Genomic DNA, 17,032 nt, shown 5'->3' with positions numbered 1-17,032 from the left:
CGGGAAGGAAATCCCTACGCAAACGTTTTCTTTTTCTGTTAGAATGCGCCCCGAACTGGATGACAGGGCGTTAAATCGTGGGACATATATGGTCTGGATTGATTACGCCATCATTGCGGTGATTGGTTTTTCCTGTCTGGTTAGCCTGATCCGTGGCTTTGTTCGTGAAGCGTTATCGCTGGTAACCTGGGGTTGTGCTTTCTTTGTTGCCAGTCATTACTACACTTACCTGTCTGTCTGGTTCACGGGCTTTGAAGATGAACTGGTCCGAAACGGAATCGCCATCGCGGTGCTGTTTATCGCGACGCTGATTGTCGGCGCTATTGTTAATTTCGTGATAGGTCAGCTGGTCGAGAAAACCGGTCTGTCCGGAACGGACAGGGTGCTCGGCATCTGTTTTGGCGCATTGCGAGGCGTGCTGATTGTGGCCGCGATCCTGTTCTTCCTGGATACCTTTACCGGGTTCTCCAAAAGCGAAGACTGGCAGAAGTCGCAGCTTATTCCGGAGTTCAGCTTCATCATCAGATGGTTCTTTGACTATCTGCAAAGCTCGTCGAGTTTCTTGCCCAGGGCGTAAGCTCTGAGATGTGGCTTAACGAGGAAAAGACGAATGTGCGGTATTGTCGGTATCGCCGGTTTCATGCCGGTAAACCAGTCGATTTATGACGCGTTAACGGTGCTTCAGCACCGTGGGCAGGATGCTGCGGGTATCATCACCATTGATGCAAACAACTGCTTCCGTTTACGCAAGGCGAACGGCCTGGTAAACGATGTGTTTGAAGCCCGCCATATGCAGCGTCTGCAAGGTAATATGGGGATCGGTCACGTTCGTTATCCTACTGCTGGCAGTTCCAGCGCCTCCGAGGCTCAGCCTTTTTACGTTAACTCCCCGTATGGCATCACGCTTGCCCACAACGGCAACCTGACCAACGCTCACGAGCTGCGTAAAAAGCTGTTTGAAGAGAAACGTCGCCACATTAACACCACGTCTGATTCTGAGATCCTGCTCAATATCTTTGCCAGCGAGCTGGATAACTTCCGTCACTATCCGCTGGAAGCCGATAACATCTTTGCCGCCGTTGCTGCGACTAACCGCCTGATCCGCGGCGCGTACGCCTGCGTGGCGATGATTATCGGCCACGGCATGGTGGCCTTCCGCGATCCAAACGGGATTCGCCCGCTGGTGCTCGGCAAGCGCGAGCTCGGCGATGGCCGTACCGAGTACATGGTTGCCTCCGAAAGCGTGGCGCTGGATACGCTGGGCTTCGAATTTCTGCGTGACGTTGCGCCGGGCGAAGCGGTTTACATCACCGAGAAGGGCCAGCTGTTCACACGCCAGTGCGCCGACAGCCCGGTCAGCAACCCGTGCCTGTTTGAATACGTTTACTTCGCGCGTCCTGACTCGTTCATCGACAAGATCTCCGTTTACAGCGCCCGCGTGAACATGGGCACGAAGCTGGGTGAGAAGATTGCCCGCGAGTGGGACGACCTCGATATCGACGTCGTCATTCCTATTCCGGAAACCTCCTGCGACATCGCGCTGGAGATCGCCCGCATTCTGGACAAGCCGTACCGTCAGGGCTTCGTGAAGAACCGCTACGTTGGCCGCACCTTTATCATGCCGGGCCAGCAGCTGCGCCGTAAATCCGTGCGCCGCAAGCTGAACGCCAACCGTGCCGAGTTCCGCGATAAGAACGTGCTGCTGGTGGATGACTCCATCGTGCGTGGCACGACGTCCGAGCAGATTATCGAGATGGCGCGTGAGGCCGGGGCGAAGAAGGTGTATCTCGCCTCTGCGGCACCGGAAATCCGCTTCCCGAACGTGTACGGCATCGATATGCCTACCGCCACCGAGCTGATTGCTCACGGCCGCGAAGTGGACGAAATTCGTCAGATCATCGGGGCCGACGGCCTGATCTTCCAGGATCTGAACGATCTTATCGACGCGGTACGCGCCGAGAACCCGGATATTCAGCAGTTCGAATGCTCCGTGTTTAACGGGATTTACGTGACCAAAGACGTTGACCAGCAGTATCTCGATTACCTGGATTCGCTGCGTAACGACGACGCGAAAGCCGTCCAGCTGCAAAACGATCTCGAAAGCTTAGAGATGCACAACGAAGGTTGATGCTGACGCAGGTGAGGGCGCTCGCCCTCACTTGCAACTCCCCGTAAAATCCTGCACAGTCTGCCCTGAAATCAGCAAGGGCGAAAATCATGAAACGACTCATTGTAGGGATCAGCGGTGCCAGCGGCGCCATTTATGGCGTCCGGCTGTTACAGGTGCTGCGTGACGTTGCCGACGTGGAAACCCATCTGGTGATGAGCCAGGCGGCGCGCCAGACCCTCTCTCTTGAAACCGACCTTTCGCTGCGCGACGTTCAGGCCCTGGCTGACGTTGTCCACGATGCGCGCGATATCGCTGCCAGCATCTCTTCGGGCTCGTTTAAAACCGCAGGCATGGTCATTTTGCCCTGTTCCATTAAAACCCTTTCCGGGATTGTGAACAGCTATACCGACACGCTGGTGACGCGCGCGGCAGACGTGGTGCTGAAGGAGCGTCGTCCTCTGGTTCTCTGCGTGCGGGAAACCCCGCTGCACCTGGGGCATCTGCGCCTGATGACGCAGGCGGCCGAACTGGGCGCCGTGATTATGCCGCCGGTCCCGGCGTTCTACCATCGCCCGCAAACGCTGGATGACGTAATCAATCAGACCGTTAATCGCGTGCTGGATCAGTTCGATATCGACCTGCCGGAAGATCTCTTTACCCGCTGGCACGGGGCGTGAAGGAATGCACCGACAGGGTGCATGAAAAGTTGTTTTGCCCTGTTACAGGGCAAAACTGCAACCGCGATCATATCCTCGACATTTAATTCGCTTTTTCCCTTTTTCTCTTTCCGGTTCGTTCGGCAGACCTGCTATCTTTCACCATTAAGGCAGTATCGCAACGTTTTATTAACATATTTAACGTCGTAGTTTTAGCCCGACGGCAATGTGGCATAAGACCTGCAAGAGCAGCCTGCAACACAACACACAACGCAAACCATAATAAAATCACGGTTCTTGAGGGTAAATGTATGAAGAAGACGGTTCTGGCTCTGTCTTTGCTCGTGGGCTTGAGTGCGGCAGCAGGTAGCTATGCAGCGCTTCCACAGACGGTTCGTATCGGTACGGACGCAACCTACGCGCCATTCTCTTCGAAGGATGCGAAAGGCGATTTCGTTGGGTTTGATATCGACCTGGGAAATGAGATGTGCAAGCGCATGGAAGTGAAATGCACGTGGGTGGGCAGTGACTTTGACGCGCTGATCCCATCGCTGAAAGCCAAGAAAATTGATGCGATTATCTCTTCACTCTCCATCACGGAAAAACGTCAGCAGGAGATCGCCTTCTCCGATAAGCTCTACGCGGCCGATTCACGTCTGATTGCCGCGAAAGGCTCACCGATCCAGCCGACCATCGACTCCCTGAAAGGCAAGCATGTTGGCGTGCTTCAGGGGTCGACTCAGGAAGGCTACGCAAATGCCAACTGGCGCGAGAAGGGCGTTGATGTGGTCGCCTATCAGAACCAGGATCTGATCTACTCTGACCTGGCGGCGGGCCGTCTGGACGCGGCGTTCCAGGATGAGGTTGCCGCAAGCGAAGGCTTCCTGAAGCAGCCAGCGGGGAAAGAGTACGCCTTTGCCGGCCCGTCCGTGAAGGATAAAAAATACTTTGGTGATGGCACCGGTATTGGCCTGCGTAAAGATGATACCGAGCTGAAAGCCGCCTTCGACAAAGCTTTCTCCGAGCTGCGTAAAGACGGAACCTACGACAAACTGGCGAAGAAATATTTCGATTTTAACGTCTACGGTGACTAACGCCCGACGGCAATGCTCTGTTTTGGTGCATTGCGGGTGTTGATGATCCAATATGGTGCAGCTGGTGCACCGTATTGGATCGCTTCGTGCATAGTTAAGCATTTAAAATGCAAAAATTCCCGCCCGGCGGCATTAATCTTTGCCTGAATGAGGGGATTAATGGCACATTAACGTCACCCCGTGGTCGTAAAAATCTCGTATTAAGACAGTTTGTTGAGGACAGATATGAAAAAACTGGTGTTGTCACTTTCTCTGGTACTGGCCTTTTCCAGCGCCACCGCGGCATTCGCAGCAATCCCGCAGAAAATTCGTATTGGTACTGACCCCACCTATGCGCCTTTCGAATCCAAGAATGCGAAGGGTGAACTGGTCGGTTTTGACATCGATCTGGCTAACGAGCTGTGCAAACGCATTAAAGCGCAATGTACCTACGTTGAAAACCCGCTTGACGCGCTGATCCCGTCCCTGAAAGCGAAAAAAATCGACGTGATCATGTCCTCCCTCTCTATTACGGAAAAACGCCAGCAGGAGATTGCCTTCACCGACAAACTCTATGCTGCCGATTCACGTCTGGTTGTGGCGAAATCTTCCGACATTCAGCCAACTATCGACTCGCTGAAGGGCAAACGCGTGGGCGTGCTGCAGGGCACCACCCAGGAAACCTACGGCAATGAGCACTGGGCGCCGAAAGGGATCGAAATCGTCTCCTATCAGGGCCAGGAAAATATCTACGCTGACCTGACGGCAGGCCGTATCGATGCGGCGTTCCAGGACGAAGTCGCGGCGAGCGAAGGCTTCCTGAAACAGCCGGTGGGTAAAGATTACAAGTTTGGCGGTCCGTCCATTAAGGATGAAAAACTGTTCGGCGTCGGCACCGGTATGGGCCTGCGTAAGGAAGACAATGAACTGCGTGAAGCCCTGAACAAAGCGTTCGCCGAGATGCGCGCGGACGGCACCTACGACAAGCTGGCGAAAAAGTACTTCGATTTTAATGTTTACGGCGGCTAATCGCCCCGTCTGATAACGTGCGGCCCCTCCCGCTGCGGGAGGGGAAAAGACACGGTTCCACCACTCACGAGACGACAGGGCAGGCGGTATGCTGTACGGATTTTCTGGCGTTATTTTACAGGGCGCGCTTGTCACCCTTGAGCTGGCTATCAGCTCCGTGGTGCTGGCGGTGCTGATAGGCCTGGCGGGCGCGGGGGCAAAGTTATCGGCCAACAGACCGCTGGCGCTGATATTTGAAGGCTATACCACGCTGATTCGCGGCGTTCCTGACCTGGTGCTGATGCTGCTGATCTTCTACGGGCTGCAAATTGCGCTTAACGGCGTGACGGATGCCGTCGGCATGGATCAGATCGATATCGATCCGATGGTGGCCGGCATCATTACCCTGGGCTTTATCTACGGCGCATACTTCACTGAAACCTTCCGCGGCGCGTACATGGCCGTCCCGAAAGGGCACATTGAAGCGGCGACCGCCTACGGTTTTACCTCTTCACAAACGTTCCGTCGGATCATGTTTCCGGCCATGATGCGCTACGCGCTGCCGGGCATCGGTAACAACTGGCAGGTTATTCTCAAAGCGACGGCTCTGGTCTCCCTGCTCGGCCTGGAGGACGTGGTGAAAGCCACGCAGCTGGCGGGCAAGAGCACCTGGGAACCGTTCTACTTTGCGGTGGTCTGCGGCGTGATTTATCTGGTCTTTACGACCGTCTCCAATGGTGTGCTGCTTCTGCTCGAACGTCGCTACTCCGTGGGTGTGAAGAGGGCTGACCTGTGATTGAGATTATTCAGGAGTACTGGAAATCCCTGCTGTGGACGGACGGCTACCGCTTTACCGGCGTGGCGATCACGCTGTGGCTGCTGATCTCCTCCGTGGTGATGGGCGGTATTCTGGCGGTGTTTTTGGCCATCGGGCGCGTGTCGAACAACAAATTTATCCGCTTCCCGATCTGGCTGTTCACCTACGTGTTTCGCGGCACGCCGCTGTACGTGCAGCTGCTGGTGTTCTATTCGGGAATGTACACGCTGGAGATCGTTAAAGGCACCGAGATGCTGAACGCGTTCTTCCGCAGCGGTCTGAACTGTACGGTGCTGGCGTTAACGCTCAACACCTGCGCCTATACCACCGAGATCTTCGCCGGGGCCATCCGTTCCGTGCCGCACGGTGAGATCGAGGCGGCGCGCGCGTACGGTTTCTCCTCCGTGAAGCTTTACCGCTGCATTATTCTGCCTTCGGCGCTGCGGATCGCGCTGCCGGCATACAGCAACGAGGTGATTTTGATGCTGCATTCGACGGCACTGGCGTTTACCGCCACGGTACCGGATCTGTTAAAAATCGCCCGCGATATTAACTCCGCGACCTACCAGCCGTTTACCGCGTTTGGCATTGCGGCGGTGCTCTATTTGATCATTTCTTACGTCCTGATCAGCCTGTTCCGTAAGGCTGAAAAACGCTGGTTGCAGCATATAAAACCGTCGACGCACTGAGAATTTATGATGGCTGAGAACAAATTAAACGTAATTGATTTGCACAAGCGCTACGGCGAACATGAAGTGCTGAAAGGGGTATCGCTGCAGGCGAATGCGGGCGACGTGATCAGTATTATCGGCTCATCCGGTTCCGGTAAGAGTACGTTCCTGCGCTGCATTAACTTCCTCGAAAAGCCGAGTGAAGGTTCGATTGTGGTGAGCGGACAGAATATTAATATGGTCCGCGATAAAGACGGCCAGCTTAAGGTGGCGGATAAAAACCAGCTGCGCCTGCTGCGTACGCGTCTGACGATGGTGTTCCAGCACTTTAACCTCTGGAGCCACATGACGGTGCTGGAGAACGTTATGGAAGCGCCGGTTCAGGTACTCGGCTTAAGCAAGCAGGAGGCCCGCGAGCGTGCGGTGAAATACCTGGCGAAGGTGGGCATCGACGAGCGCCAGCAGATTAAGTATCCGGTGCACCTGTCGGGTGGTCAGCAGCAGCGCGTTTCCATCGCCCGCGCGCTGGCGATGGAGCCTGAAGTGCTGCTGTTTGACGAACCGACCTCCGCCCTTGACCCTGAACTCGTCGGTGAAGTGCTGCGCATCATGCAGAAGCTGGCCGAAGAGGGCAAAACGATGGTAGTGGTGACCCACGAGATGGGCTTTGCCCGTAACGTTTCTAATCACGTTATCTTCCTGCATCAGGGCAAGATTGAGGAGCAGGGGCACCCGGATGAGGTGCTGGCGAATCCGCAAAGCCCGCGTCTGCAGCAGTTCCTCAAGGGATCGTTGAAATAGTCTTGCGGAACTGGATTGGGCTGAGGGGGACGTTTCTCCCTCTCCCCGTGGGAGAGGGCTGGGGTGAGGGCATCAGGTCGCGCTACGCTCCAGCCGGTACGCCCAGTCGTCATACCGCACGCCGTTAATCTCGTACGCCTTCTCCAGCACCTGCGTGCGCACAAAGCCGGCTTTCTCCAGCACGCGCACCGATCCGCCGTTATCCGCCAGTACATACGCATTAATCGCCTTCACGCCGATCTGGTTAAAGGCGTAATCACACACCGCACGCAGCGCCTCGCTGGCAATCCCTTTTCCCTGCGCGGCAGGCACCACGGTATAGCCAATATCCGCCTCTTCACGGTTCGCCGCGCTGATTTGCAGCCCGATATCGCCCAGCGGCGTATCGTCATTATGCAGACGGATCGCGAAGACATGCTCCGCCATCAGACGTGCGGCGAATACGCGGCGCGTCTCTTTTTCCGGGGCGATGGCGGCCATGTAACGCATGATGAGAGGATCTTCACGCAGCGAGCGAAAGAAGGCCCAGTCAGAAGGTTCGAAAGGTGTGAGGTGAAGCCGGGCTGTAGTGATGGTTGCCATAGTTACGCCATATCATCCAGACATGGCGTATAACTGTAACATATTCACCGCACCACATCCCCCAGCGCCTCTTCCAGGTCATACCAGCGGAACGTAAACCCGGCCGCTTCCAGCCGTTTCGGCAGCGCGCGCTGCCCGCCCAGCACCAGCACCGACGATTCACCCATCAACAGCCGAATCGCCGTCGCGGGCACGCGCAGTACCGCCGGGCGGTGCAGGGCATGGCCCAGCGCGTGCGCAAACTGTTCATTACGTACCGGATACGGTGACACCATGTTAAACGGCCCGCGCAGGTCGTTATCCAGCAGCCAGATAATGCCGTTAACCATGTCGTCGATGTGGATCCACGCCAGGTACTGACGACCGTTGCCGATGGGCCCGCCAAGCCCCATTTTAAACGGCGGCAGCATTTTGCCGAGAATACCGCCCTTCGGGGCGAGCACCACGCCGGTGCGCAGCAGGCAGACGCGGGTATTATCGCTCTGCGCACCGCAGGCGATGCGCTCCCACTGGGCGCAGAGCTTGTGGGTAAACTCGTTATGCGGAGGCTCTTCCTCAGTCACCACCACTTCCCCGAGATCGCCGTAGTATCCCGTGGCAGAGCCGGAAATCAGCACCGGCGGCGGCGTTTCGCTGTTGCGTATCAGCTCAACCAGCTTCCCGGTTATGTTCCAGCGGCTGCTGCATAAGCGCTGTTTTTGCTCTTCGGTCCAGCGCTTATCGGCGATGGGTTCGCCTGCGAGGTTGATGACGGCATCAAAGCCGTCCAGATCCTGCCGTTCCGCCAGGCCTTTCCAGAACGCCACCCCGCCACCCAGCACCTGACGGGCTTTCTCCGGGCTGCGCGTGACCACGGTGATGTCGTGCTGCAGCGCCTGCAGGCGCGGAATGAGATGGCGACCAATCAGGCCCGTACCGCCGGTGAGCAGAATCTTCATACAACCTCCAGGTTTACGCCTGGCGCCGCCAGCTTAACGTCATGGAGACGGAGTCGGCGTAGCGCAGGGCGTGAAGTTTATCGATCTCCACTTCAGCATAAGTGACCCAGTGGTGTTCGCGTGCGATGTCGAGCACATCCTGAGTTAATTTTTCCAGCAGCGCGAAACGGTTGTTCTCGACGTACTGGATGATGCTTTTGGTGATCGTGCGATAGTTCAGCGCGTCATTAATGTCTTCGCTGGCGCGCGCCTTGTCCGCCGGGTAATGGATCGCGACATTCACCACGATATCCTGGCGATTAGCGATCTCTTCCTCTTTGATGCCAATGAACGTGCGCAGGCGTAAATTTTTTATACGAATAACAGCGTCATGCTGGGACATTGCAGGTCTTCTCCGTGTCAGTATTATCGCCTCATCATACATGAGGACAACACCTGCACCCAACGGGGCGCAGGCTCAAATCTGATGGATTTTTTGCATGGCGCGTTCGGTGGCCGGACGGGTTCGGATGCGCTCAAACCAGTTGTTCACCGCCGGATAGGTGGCCAGGTCAATCCGGTGGCGTTCATGAGTGTTGACCCACGGCCAGCAGGCGATATCTGCGATGCTGTAGTGATCGCCACCGAGCCACGGTGACGTTTCGAGCCGCCGGTTGAGGACACCGTACAGGCGCTGCGTTTCGACCTGATATCGCTCAATGGCATAAGGGATAGTTTGCGGCGCATAGGCGGTGAAATGGTGGTTCTGCCCCAGCATCGGCCCCAGGCCGCTCGACTGCCAGAATAACCATTGCAGCGTGTGATGGCGTTCGCGCAGCTCCCCGCTCAGAAGCTTGCCGGTTTTCTCCGCCAGATAAAGCAGTATCTCCCCGGATTCAAACAGGCTTAGCGGTTTTCCGCCGTCTGAAGGCAGGTTATCAATGATGGCCGGAATTTTATTGTTGGGCGAGATGGCCAGAAAAACGGGGCGGAACTGATCGCCTTTGCTGATATCAACGCGAATGATTCGGTAGTCCAGTTCGGCTTCTTCGAGAAAGAGGGTGATCTTATGACCATTCGGGGTAGGGGCATAATAAAGATCTATCATTCTCAACTCCTGTCGGTTCGAATAGTGTTGCCATGAAAAAACAGTATAGGTGCTTGTTGTAAATCGTGAGTTTTCATCAAGTGACAGCGAGGCCGGGAGATTATATCTTGAGTGAAAACCGATCAGCCGATGAGGATGTTATGAGCCAGCCTGTAATAACGTTGTGGTCCGATGCGAACTTCTTTTCTCCTTATGTTTTGAGCGTTTACGTTGCGCTGGCTGAAAAGGGGCTTTCCTTTAGTCTGAAAACCGTCGATCTGGACAGTGGCGAACATCTGACGCCTCAGTGGCAGGGTTACGCGCTCACCCGCCGGGTGCCCGTGCTGGAGATTGACGGCTTTGAATTAAGTGAATCCTCGGCAATTGACGAGTACCTTGAAGACCGCTTTGCGCCACCGGAGTGGGAGCGCATTTATCCTCACGATCTGCAAAAGCGCGCCCGTGCCCGTCAGATTCAGGCGTGGCTGCGAAGCGATCTGGTGCCGATTCGCACGGAGCGATCGACGGATGTGGTGTTTGCAGGGGTCAAAAAGCCAGCCCTCAGCGAGGAGGGGATAGCCAGCGCTCAGAAGCTGATTGATACCGCTTCATCACTGCTCGCCCACGGTAACCCGAATCTGTTTGGCGAGTGGTGTATTGCCGATACCGACCTTGCGCTGATGCTGAACCGCCTGATCCTTAACGGAGATGCGGTCCCGCAGCTGCTGGTGGATTATGCCGCGTTTCAGTGGCAACGCGCGTCGGTGCAGCGCTATCTGGCACTCTCTGCTAAGCGTGCAGGCTGATAAGCCCGGGCGCTTCAGGTATGATATGGGCAGTCTGTATTTCCGAGGAGTAACTGATGAAGCTGATGTTTGCATCGGATATTCATGGATCGCTGCCCGCGACCGAGCGCGTGCTTTCTCTGTTTGACCAGAGCGGGGCGCAATGGCTGGCGATCCTGGGCGACGTGTTAAACCACGGCCCACGCAACGCGCTGCCGGAAGGCTATGCGCCCGCCCAGGTGGCGGAAAAACTGAATCACTACGCCTCCCGTATTATTGCCGTGCGCGGCAACTGCGACAGCGAAGTGGATCAGATGCTGCTGCAATTTCCCATCACCGCCCCCTGGCAACAGGTGCTGCTGGAAAACTGCCGTCTGTTCCTGACGCATGGGCACCTGTTCGGCCCGGATAATCTCCCGCCGCTCGCGGCTGGCGATGTCCTGGTTTACGGTCATACTCATATTCCGGTAGCGGAAAAACGCGGGGCGATTTATCACTTTAATCCCGGCTCTGTCAGCATTCCTAAAGGCGGCAACCCGGCAAGCTACGGCATGTTTGAAGACGGGACATTAAGCGTTATCGCACTTAATGATCAGCAAGTTATTGCGCAGATAGCGATTAATCCGTAAGTTACACCACAACTGCAAACGCGCCGTAAGAGCGCTTAGACGAGAAGGTTTCCCGATGGTGGAGCAGAATCATTTGGCAAGTACTGAGTGGGTTGACATTGTCAGCGAAGAAAATGAAGTGATCGCGCAGGCCAGCCGCGAACAAATGCGTGCGGAGCGTCTGCGTCACCGCGCTACGTACATCGTTGTTCATGACGGAATGGGCAAGATCCTGGTCCAGCGCCGCACGGACACCAAAGATTTTCTTCCAGGCATGCTGGATGCCACCGCGGGCGGCGTCGTCCAGGCCGATGAAGTTCTGCTGGATTCCGCACGTCGTGAAGCGGAAGAAGAGTTAGGCATTGCCGGCGTGCCGTTTGCCGAGCACGGCCAGTTCTATTTTGAAGACGAACATTGCCGCGTCTGGGGCGGTCTGTTTAGCTGCGTTTCCCACGGGCCTTTTGCCCTGCAGGAAGAGGAAGTTAGCGAAGTTAGCTGGATGACGCCGGAAGAGATCACCGCCCGCTGCGATGAGTTCACGCCGGACTCCTTAAAAGCGCTGGCGCTGTGGATGACCCGCAACGCCAAAAACGAATCCGCTAAGCCGGAAAACAAAGCGGAAAAAGAGGAAGAGGCGGAGTAAGCCTCAACAGCTTTCCCGCAGGCACAGGCTGGACGCGATGGGCTTACGATCGCGCCAGCCTCCGTCATTCAGGCGCTCCAGAAGCGCTTTTCCGGCCTCAATCCCAATCTTACGATGCGGCACCGCCATCGTCGTCAGCGGCGGCTGACAGACGCGGCTGACGTCGCTGTCGCCAAAGCCCACCACCGCTAAATCGTCCGGCACTTTGATGCGCCGACGCTGGCACTCATACAGCGCGCCGCAGGCGAGCTCATCGGATACGCACACCAGTGCGTCCAGCTCCGGCCACGCCAGCAGGAACTCGGGCAGCTGCGCCGCGCCGGTAGAGAAGTTCGGCGGCATGGCGGCATTAATCACCCTGTTCGGCGACATATGGTGGCGCAGCATCGCCTTGTACCAGCCCTGCAAATGCTGCTGAAAAATCCACTGCTCCTGGTTAGCACACAGCAGGCCGATATTCTGGTAGCCGCGCTGGATCACCATTTCTGTGAGTTCATACATGGCGGCGACATTATCAATCCCGATATTCATATCAATCGGATCGGCACGCATCGCACCCATTTCCATCACCGGAATGGAGGCATTTTTCAGCCAGTGGCGGACCGTGTCGGAGTGCTCAACGCTGAGCAAAATCGCGGCGGCGATATTCGACGCCAGCAGCGTTTCAAGCAGTTTCTCTTCCTGTTCGACTCGATGCTGAGACTCCGCCAGCATGATCTGGTAACCGGCGGGCTGAAGCACCTGCTGAAGCCCGGCAAACATCTCTGAACACCCGGCTTCGGAAAGGTTGGGAACGACCATCGCAATCGTCCACGATGACGCCGATGCCAGTGCGCTGGCGGCCAGGTTGGGCATATATCCCAGCTCCTGCACCGCAGCTTCAATTTTTTCACGCAGTTTATCGGAAACCTGTTCGGGCGTGCGGAGCGCGCGTGAGACGGTCATTGTGCCGACGCCGGCAAGCTGCGCGACATCTGCGAGGGTTACTTTTCCGGTGCTGCGCCGTTTTCGGGTTAAAGACATACATCTTCCTGCTGACAGGACGCGATTGAATTTCATCCTTCATTTTACGTGACTGGCAGTATACGCCTTAAATCCCTTTTTTTGCTGTGATTTCATACCGTGCGGGTAATTTGATAGCGCTATCACACTTCTGCATGTTAGTTTTTGGTAGCGCTATCTTTGTGATCCCGATTGCAGTCATTGGCTGACGGGTTGAATAAAGTTCGACCATGTCAGGCGTTACGCGGGAGTGAAAAATGCTCAAAAAATGGATATATGATACAACCATTACGCTACAGGATAGCGTCGATAACTGGCCGCAGGCGCTGGAGACTTGTGCGAAACCGCTGCTGGAAATGCAGGTTATTTCGCCGGAATACGTTACGGCCATCGTTGCGCAGCACCATACGCTAGGGCCTTACTACGTACTGGCGCCAGGGCTCGCAATGCCGCATGCGCGCCCGGAAGAAGGGGCGAAAGGTCTCGGCCTCTCATTATTAAAGCTGAAGCAGGGCGTTTCGTTTGGCGCCGGTGAGTTTGACCCCGTCGATGTGATTATTATGCTGGCGGCGCCGGACAAACACAGCCATATCGAAACAATCTCCGCGCTCGCAGAACTTTTTTCCAGCGACGAGGATATGGCGAAATTGCATCAGGCAAATACCCTGGAGGAGATAAAAGCCATTATCGACCGCTTCTGATTTAATTATTTCATCCGATTTATCTCAACATTACGCATCAGCGTGATGGGGCGTGCTCTACTCAAAAAAGGGGTTAACAATGAAAATCATGGCTATTTGCGGCTCCGGCCTGGGCAGCAGTTTTATGGTCGAAATGAATATTAAAAAAGTGCTCAAAAAGCTGGAAATAGAGGCCGAGGTTGAACACTCCGATCTCTCCTCCGCCACGCCGGGTGCGGCCGATCTGTTTGTAATGGCGAAAGACATTGCAGCCAGCGCCAGCGTGCCGGAAAGCCAGCTGGTGGTGATCAACAACATCATCGATATCAACGAACTCGAAGCGCAGCTGCGCACCTGGTTCGAAAGACAATAATCCTGATAAGGCGAGGTGGATATGTTTATCCTTGAAACGCTGAATTTCGTTGTTGATATTTTAAAAGTCCCTTCGGTGCTGGTGGGGTTAATTGCCTTAATTGGTCTGGTTGCGCAGAAAAAAGCGTTTTCAGATGTCGTAAAAGGCACAATTAAAACGATCCTCGGCTTTATTGTGCTGGGCGGCGGCGCCACGGTGCTGGTAGGTTCATTAAATCCCCTTGGCGGCATGTTTGAGCACGCCTTTAATATCCAGGGCATTATTCCAAACAATGAAGCGATTGTATCGATTGCCCTGGAAAAATACGGTGCCTCCACCGCGCTCATTATGGCCTTCGGGATGGTGGCGAATATTATCGTCGCGCGCTTTACCCGCCTGAAGTACATCTTCCTGACCGGACACCACACCTTCTACATGGCGTGCATGATTGGCGTGATCCTGACGGTGGCGGGCTTTGAGGGGGTAGGGCTGGTCTTCACCGGCTCGCTGATCCTCGGCCTGATCATGGCCTTCTTCCCGGCAATTGCGCAGCGCTATATGAAGCGCATCACCGGCAACGATGAGATCGCCTTCGGTCACTTCGGTACGCTGGGCTACGTGCTGTCCGGCTGGATCGGCGGCAAAGTCGGCAAAGGCTCGCGCTCCACCGAAGAGATGAACCTGCCGAAAAACCTCAGCTTCCTGCGCGACAGCTCGATCTCCATCTCCCTCACCATGATGATTATCTATCTGATCATGGCGGTGAGCGCCGGGCGCGAGTATGTGGAAGCGACCTTCAGCGGCGGCCAGAACTACCTGGTATACGCCATCATCATGGCAATCACCTTTGCGGCGGGCGTTTTCATCATCCTCCAGGGCGTGCGCCTGATTCTGGCGGAAATCGTCCCGGCCTTTACCGGCTTCTCTGAAAAACTGGTCCCCAACGCGCGTCCCGCGCTGGACTGTCCGGTTGTCTATCCCTACGCGCCAAATGCGGTGCTGATTGGTTTCCTGTTCAGCTTCCTGGGCGGGATTGTGGGGCTGGTCATCTGCGGACAGCTTAACTGGGTGCTGATCCTGCCGGGCGTTGTTCCGCACTTCTTCACCGGCGCGACCGCAGGCGTGTTTGGTAACGCCACCGGCGGACGTCGCGGGGCGATGATTGGCGCATTTGCCAACGGCCTGCTGATCACCTTCCTGCCGGTTCTGCTGCTGCCGGTGCTGGGCGCGATTGGCTTTGCCAATACCACCTTCTCGGATGCCGATTTTGGCGCGGTCGGGATTGTGCTGGGCAACCTGGCGCGCTTCCTGTCGCCGCTTGCCATCACCGGGCTGGTTGTTGCGTTGTTCGCGCTGCTGGTGGCCTACAACGTATTCGCTAAAAACAAACCTGCGGGCGGTGACGCGCAGGAAAATACCGGAGCCAAATGATGAATGAGAACGAAATAACCGAACTGGCGCGTCAGATCCGCCTTGAGACGCTGAAATCCCTGACGCAGCTGGGTTTTGGCCACTACGGCGGCAGCATGTCGGTCGTCGAAACGCTGGCGGTGCTGTACGGCGCGGTAATGAAGATTGACCCGGCCGATCCGGACTGGCCTGAGCGGGACTACTTCGTGCTGTCGAAAGGCCATGCGGGCCCGGCGCTCTACAGCACGCTGGCGATTAAAGGCTACTTCCCGATTGAAGAGCTGAACACGCTGAACCAGAACGGAACGCGTCTTCCCAGCCACCCGGACCGCCTCAAAACCCGCGGCGTGGACGCCACCACCGGTTCGCTTGGGCAGGGGATCTCTATCGCCGGCGGCATGGCGCTGTCGCACAGGCTGGCAGGAAGGCCAAACCGGGTGTTCTGCATCGTTGGCGACGGGGAGCTGAACGAGGGGCAGTGCTGGGAAGCGTTCCAGTTTATTGCCCACCATCGCCTGAATAACCTGACCGTGTTCGTGGACTGGAACAAACAGCAGCTCGACGGCGAGCTGGACGAGATCGTCTGCGCGTTCGACCTGGAAGAGAAGTTCCGCGCCTTTGGCTTTGACGCGGTGACGGTGAAGGGGGACGACATTCCGTCGCTGCTGGAGGTAACGTCGCCGATGCCCGGGGCCGATGCGCGCCCGCGGGTAGTGATCCTCGACAGCATCAAAGGGCAGGGGGTGCCGTACCTAGAACAGCTCGGCAACTCGCACCATCTGCGGTTAACCCCGGAGAGCAAAGCGGCCCTCAACGAGACGATTCGCCAACTGGAGGCTTCACATGATTAAGCTTGCACCGCCACAACAGAAAGATGCCGTTGAGATGCGTAAGGTCTACGCGGGCTTTGTGGCAAAACAGATTGAGGCCGGGAGCGAGATTATTGCCCTCGAAGCGGATCTGATGAGTTCGATGGCGATGGATGGCGTGGCGCGCGATTATCCGCAGCACGTTATCAACTGCGGCATTATGGAGGCTAACGTGATTGGAACGGCGGCGGGGCTGTCGCTTACCGGACGTAAGCCTTTCGTGCACACCTTCACCGCCTTTGCCAGCCGCCGCTGCTTCGACCAGCTGTTTATGTCCCTCGACTACCAGCGCAACAACGTGAAGGTGATTGCCTCGGACGCGGGGGTAACGGCCTGTCACAACGGCGGCACGCATATGTCGTTTGAGGATATGGGCATTGTGCGCGGCCTGGCGCATTCGGTGGTGCTGGAGGTGACCGACGCGGTGATGTTCGAAGACGTGCTGCGCCAGCTGATGGACCTGGAAGGCTTCTACTGGGTGCGCACGATACGCAAGCAGGCGCCGAGCGTGTATGCGCCGGGCTCAACGTTCACCATTGGCAAAGGCAACGTGCTGCGTGAAGGGAGTGACATCACCCTGATAGCCAACGGCATCATGGTGGCGGAAGCGCTGGAGGCGGCGCGTCAGCTAGAGCAGGAGGGCGTAAGCGCGGCGGTTATCGACATGTTTACCCTGAAGCCCATCGACAGGATGCTGGTGAAAAACTATGCCGAGAAAACCGGGCGTATTGTGACCTGCGAAAACCACAGCATCCATAACGGGCTGGGCTCGGCGGTGGCGGAAGTGCTGGTGGAAACCTGCCCGGTGCCGATGCGTCGCGTTGGCGTTAAGGAACGCTATGGTCAGGTGGGGACGCAGGACTTTCTTCAGAAGGAGTATGGCCTGACGGCCCACGATATTGTGTCGGCGGCGAGAGAGCTGCTGTAAAAAAAAGGCGACCGTCGGGTCGCCTTTTTAATG

At 56.4% G+C, this 17,032-nt stretch carries 21 protein-coding genes; 16 read left to right on the top strand and 5 right to left on the bottom strand.

Going from position 1 to position 17,032, the window contains the following annotated elements:
- Positions 1-88: 88 nt before the first annotated feature.
- The 8 genes from cvpA (at position 89) to hisP (ending at position 7,136) form a co-directional block, all read left to right on the top strand.
- Positions 89-577 (top strand): colicin V production protein, encoded by a 489-nt coding sequence (cvpA, locus tag OWK27_RS05830; protein ID WP_045327894.1) that lies wholly within the window; start codon positions 89-91, stop codon positions 575-577.
- 33 nt (positions 578-610) lie between these two features.
- On the top strand, positions 611-2,128 hold the full coding sequence (gene purF, locus OWK27_RS05825) for an amidophosphoribosyltransferase (protein WP_148419948.1): 1,518 nt from the start codon (positions 611-613) through the stop codon (positions 2,126-2,128).
- A gap of 89 nt (positions 2,129-2,217) precedes the next feature.
- Positions 2,218-2,787 (top strand): UbiX family flavin prenyltransferase, encoded by a 570-nt coding sequence (locus OWK27_RS05820; RefSeq protein WP_148419947.1) that lies wholly within the window; start codon positions 2,218-2,220, stop codon positions 2,785-2,787.
- Positions 2,788-3,077: 290 nt separating this feature from the next.
- Positions 3,078-3,860 carry a lysine/arginine/ornithine ABC transporter substrate-binding protein ArgT gene (gene argT, locus OWK27_RS05815; RefSeq protein WP_148419946.1) on the top strand — a complete coding sequence of 261 codons (783 nt, stop codon included), beginning with the start codon at positions 3,078-3,080 and terminating at the stop codon, positions 3,858-3,860.
- A 225-nt stretch (positions 3,861-4,085) separates the two neighbouring features.
- Positions 4,086-4,868, top strand: a complete 783-nt coding sequence (gene hisJ, locus OWK27_RS05810) for a histidine ABC transporter substrate-binding protein HisJ (RefSeq protein ID WP_148419945.1) — start codon at positions 4,086-4,088, stop codon at positions 4,866-4,868.
- An 88-nt stretch (positions 4,869-4,956) separates the two neighbouring features.
- Positions 4,957-5,643, top strand: a complete 687-nt coding sequence (locus tag OWK27_RS05805) for a histidine ABC transporter permease HisQ (protein ID WP_148419944.1) — start codon at positions 4,957-4,959, stop codon at positions 5,641-5,643.
- Positions 5,640-6,353 carry a histidine ABC transporter permease HisM gene (gene hisM, locus OWK27_RS05800; RefSeq protein ID WP_148419943.1) on the top strand — a complete coding sequence of 238 codons (714 nt, stop codon included), beginning with the start codon at positions 5,640-5,642 and terminating at the stop codon, positions 6,351-6,353. Before OWK27_RS05805 ends, hisM begins: the two co-directional genes overlap by 4 nt.
- Before the next feature lie 9 nt (positions 6,354-6,362).
- A complete protein-coding gene (hisP, locus tag OWK27_RS05795) occupies positions 6,363-7,136 on the top strand; it encodes a histidine ABC transporter ATP-binding protein HisP (protein ID WP_148420012.1) in 774 nt (257 codons plus the stop codon).
- Between the two features lie 72 nt (positions 7,137-7,208).
- Here hisP and OWK27_RS05790 read toward each other — a convergent pair whose 3' ends face one another.
- From OWK27_RS05790 to yfcG, 4 genes are all read right to left on the bottom strand, one after another.
- Positions 7,209-7,718, bottom strand: coding sequence for a GNAT family N-acetyltransferase (locus tag OWK27_RS05790; RefSeq protein WP_267590010.1), 510 nt, complete (start codon positions 7,716-7,718; stop codon positions 7,209-7,211).
- Positions 7,719-7,762: 44 nt separating this feature from the next.
- Positions 7,763-8,656, bottom strand: coding sequence for a TIGR01777 family oxidoreductase (locus OWK27_RS05785; RefSeq protein ID WP_267590009.1), 894 nt, complete (start codon positions 8,654-8,656; stop codon positions 7,763-7,765).
- A gap of 13 nt (positions 8,657-8,669) precedes the next feature.
- Positions 8,670-9,038, bottom strand: coding sequence for a dihydroneopterin triphosphate 2'-epimerase (gene folX / locus OWK27_RS05780; RefSeq protein ID WP_148419940.1), 369 nt, complete (start codon positions 9,036-9,038; stop codon positions 8,670-8,672).
- Between the two features lie 75 nt (positions 9,039-9,113).
- Positions 9,114-9,743, bottom strand: a complete 630-nt coding sequence (yfcG, locus tag OWK27_RS05775) for a GSH-dependent disulfide bond oxidoreductase (protein ID WP_148419939.1) — start codon at positions 9,741-9,743, stop codon at positions 9,114-9,116.
- A gap of 140 nt (positions 9,744-9,883) precedes the next feature.
- On the opposite strand from yfcG, the gene yfcF reads away from it, so the two are divergent.
- From yfcF to yfcD, 3 genes are read left to right on the top strand one after another with little or no spacing between them, the layout of a single operon-like run.
- Positions 9,884-10,528, top strand: a complete 645-nt coding sequence (gene yfcF / locus OWK27_RS05770) for a glutathione transferase (protein ID WP_267590008.1) — start codon at positions 9,884-9,886, stop codon at positions 10,526-10,528.
- A 56-nt stretch (positions 10,529-10,584) separates the two neighbouring features.
- Positions 10,585-11,136: a phosphodiesterase gene (gene yfcE / locus OWK27_RS05765; protein WP_242171894.1), complete on the top strand. Its 552-nt coding sequence runs from the start codon at positions 10,585-10,587 to the stop codon at positions 11,134-11,136.
- Between the two features lie 55 nt (positions 11,137-11,191).
- A complete protein-coding gene (yfcD, locus tag OWK27_RS05760; RefSeq protein ID WP_003861439.1) occupies positions 11,192-11,758 on the top strand; it encodes an NUDIX hydrolase YfcD in 567 nt (188 codons plus the stop codon).
- A 3-nt stretch (positions 11,759-11,761) separates the two neighbouring features.
- Here the strand turns inward: yfcD and OWK27_RS05755 are convergent, their stop codons facing one another.
- Positions 11,762-12,781, bottom strand: coding sequence for a LacI family DNA-binding transcriptional regulator (locus OWK27_RS05755; protein ID WP_176609833.1), 1,020 nt, complete (start codon positions 12,779-12,781; stop codon positions 11,762-11,764).
- Positions 12,782-13,017: 236 nt separating this feature from the next.
- Between OWK27_RS05755 and OWK27_RS05750 the strand changes: the two genes are divergently transcribed.
- The 5 genes from OWK27_RS05750 (at position 13,018) to OWK27_RS05730 (ending at position 16,999) form a co-directional block, all read left to right on the top strand.
- The gene (locus tag OWK27_RS05750) at positions 13,018-13,461 is read left to right on the top strand and encodes a PTS sugar transporter subunit IIA (protein ID WP_176609834.1); all 444 of its coding nucleotides are present in this window, start codon (positions 13,018-13,020) and stop codon (positions 13,459-13,461) included.
- 79 nt (positions 13,462-13,540) lie between these two features.
- On the top strand, positions 13,541-13,813 hold the full coding sequence (locus OWK27_RS05745; RefSeq protein ID WP_267590007.1) for a PTS sugar transporter subunit IIB: 273 nt from the start codon (positions 13,541-13,543) through the stop codon (positions 13,811-13,813).
- A gap of 21 nt (positions 13,814-13,834) precedes the next feature.
- Positions 13,835-15,223 (top strand): PTS ascorbate transporter subunit IIC, encoded by a 1,389-nt coding sequence (locus OWK27_RS05740; RefSeq protein ID WP_148419933.1) that lies wholly within the window; start codon positions 13,835-13,837, stop codon positions 15,221-15,223.
- A complete protein-coding gene (locus OWK27_RS05735; RefSeq protein ID WP_267590084.1) occupies positions 15,223-16,053 on the top strand; it encodes a transketolase in 831 nt (276 codons plus the stop codon). The genes OWK27_RS05740 and OWK27_RS05735 overlap by 1 nt, the downstream gene beginning before the upstream one ends.
- Positions 16,046-16,999, top strand: coding sequence for a transketolase family protein (locus tag OWK27_RS05730; protein ID WP_148419932.1), 954 nt, complete (start codon positions 16,046-16,048; stop codon positions 16,997-16,999). Before OWK27_RS05735 ends, OWK27_RS05730 begins: the two co-directional genes overlap by 8 nt.
- The last annotated feature ends 33 nt before the right edge of the window (positions 17,000-17,032 follow it).

Origin of the sequence: Enterobacter cloacae complex sp. 2022EL-00788, assembly GCF_026627565.1 — a bacterium.
Taxonomy (GTDB): Bacteria; Pseudomonadota; Gammaproteobacteria; order Enterobacterales; family Enterobacteriaceae; genus Enterobacter; species Enterobacter pasteurii.
The sequence above is the reverse complement of the archived record's forward strand: the minus strand, read 5'-3'. Positions and strand labels throughout refer to the sequence as shown.

Bases quoted from the DNA above. Each gene is read 5' to 3' on its own strand.
- cvpA (WP_045327894.1), top strand. From the start codon at position 89: ATGGTCTGGATTGATTACGCCATCATTGCGGTGATTGGTTTTTCCTGT.
- purF (WP_148419948.1), top strand. From the start codon at position 611: ATGTGCGGTATTGTCGGTATCGCCGGTTTCATGCCGGTAAACCAGTCG.
- OWK27_RS05820 (WP_148419947.1), top strand. From the start codon at position 2,218: ATGAAACGACTCATTGTAGGGATCAGCGGTGCCAGCGGCGCCATTTAT.
- argT (WP_148419946.1), top strand. From the start codon at position 3,078: ATGAAGAAGACGGTTCTGGCTCTGTCTTTGCTCGTGGGCTTGAGTGCG.
- hisJ (WP_148419945.1), top strand. From the start codon at position 4,086: ATGAAAAAACTGGTGTTGTCACTTTCTCTGGTACTGGCCTTTTCCAGC.
- OWK27_RS05805 (WP_148419944.1), top strand. From the start codon at position 4,957: ATGCTGTACGGATTTTCTGGCGTTATTTTACAGGGCGCGCTTGTCACC.
- hisP (WP_148420012.1), top strand. From the start codon at position 6,363: ATGGCTGAGAACAAATTAAACGTAATTGATTTGCACAAGCGCTACGGC.
- OWK27_RS05790 (WP_267590010.1), bottom strand. From the start codon at position 7,718: ATGGCAACCATCACTACAGCCCGGCTTCACCTCACACCTTTCGAACCT.
- OWK27_RS05785 (WP_267590009.1), bottom strand. From the start codon at position 8,656: ATGAAGATTCTGCTCACCGGCGGTACGGGCCTGATTGGTCGCCATCTC.
- folX (WP_148419940.1), bottom strand. From the start codon at position 9,038: ATGTCCCAGCATGACGCTGTTATTCGTATAAAAAATTTACGCCTGCGC.
- yfcG (WP_148419939.1), bottom strand. From the start codon at position 9,743: ATGATAGATCTTTATTATGCCCCTACCCCGAATGGTCATAAGATCACC.
- yfcF (WP_267590008.1), top strand. From the start codon at position 9,884: ATGAGCCAGCCTGTAATAACGTTGTGGTCCGATGCGAACTTCTTTTCT.
- yfcE (WP_242171894.1), top strand. From the start codon at position 10,585: ATGAAGCTGATGTTTGCATCGGATATTCATGGATCGCTGCCCGCGACC.
- yfcD (WP_003861439.1), top strand. From the start codon at position 11,192: ATGGTGGAGCAGAATCATTTGGCAAGTACTGAGTGGGTTGACATTGTC.
- OWK27_RS05755 (WP_176609833.1), bottom strand. From the start codon at position 12,781: ATGTCTTTAACCCGAAAACGGCGCAGCACCGGAAAAGTAACCCTCGCA.
- OWK27_RS05750 (WP_176609834.1), top strand. From the start codon at position 13,018: ATGCTCAAAAAATGGATATATGATACAACCATTACGCTACAGGATAGC.
- OWK27_RS05745 (WP_267590007.1), top strand. From the start codon at position 13,541: ATGAAAATCATGGCTATTTGCGGCTCCGGCCTGGGCAGCAGTTTTATG.
- OWK27_RS05740 (WP_148419933.1), top strand. From the start codon at position 13,835: ATGTTTATCCTTGAAACGCTGAATTTCGTTGTTGATATTTTAAAAGTC.
- OWK27_RS05735 (WP_267590084.1), top strand. From the start codon at position 15,223: ATGAATGAGAACGAAATAACCGAACTGGCGCGTCAGATCCGCCTTGAG.
- OWK27_RS05730 (WP_148419932.1), top strand. From the start codon at position 16,046: ATGATTAAGCTTGCACCGCCACAACAGAAAGATGCCGTTGAGATGCGT.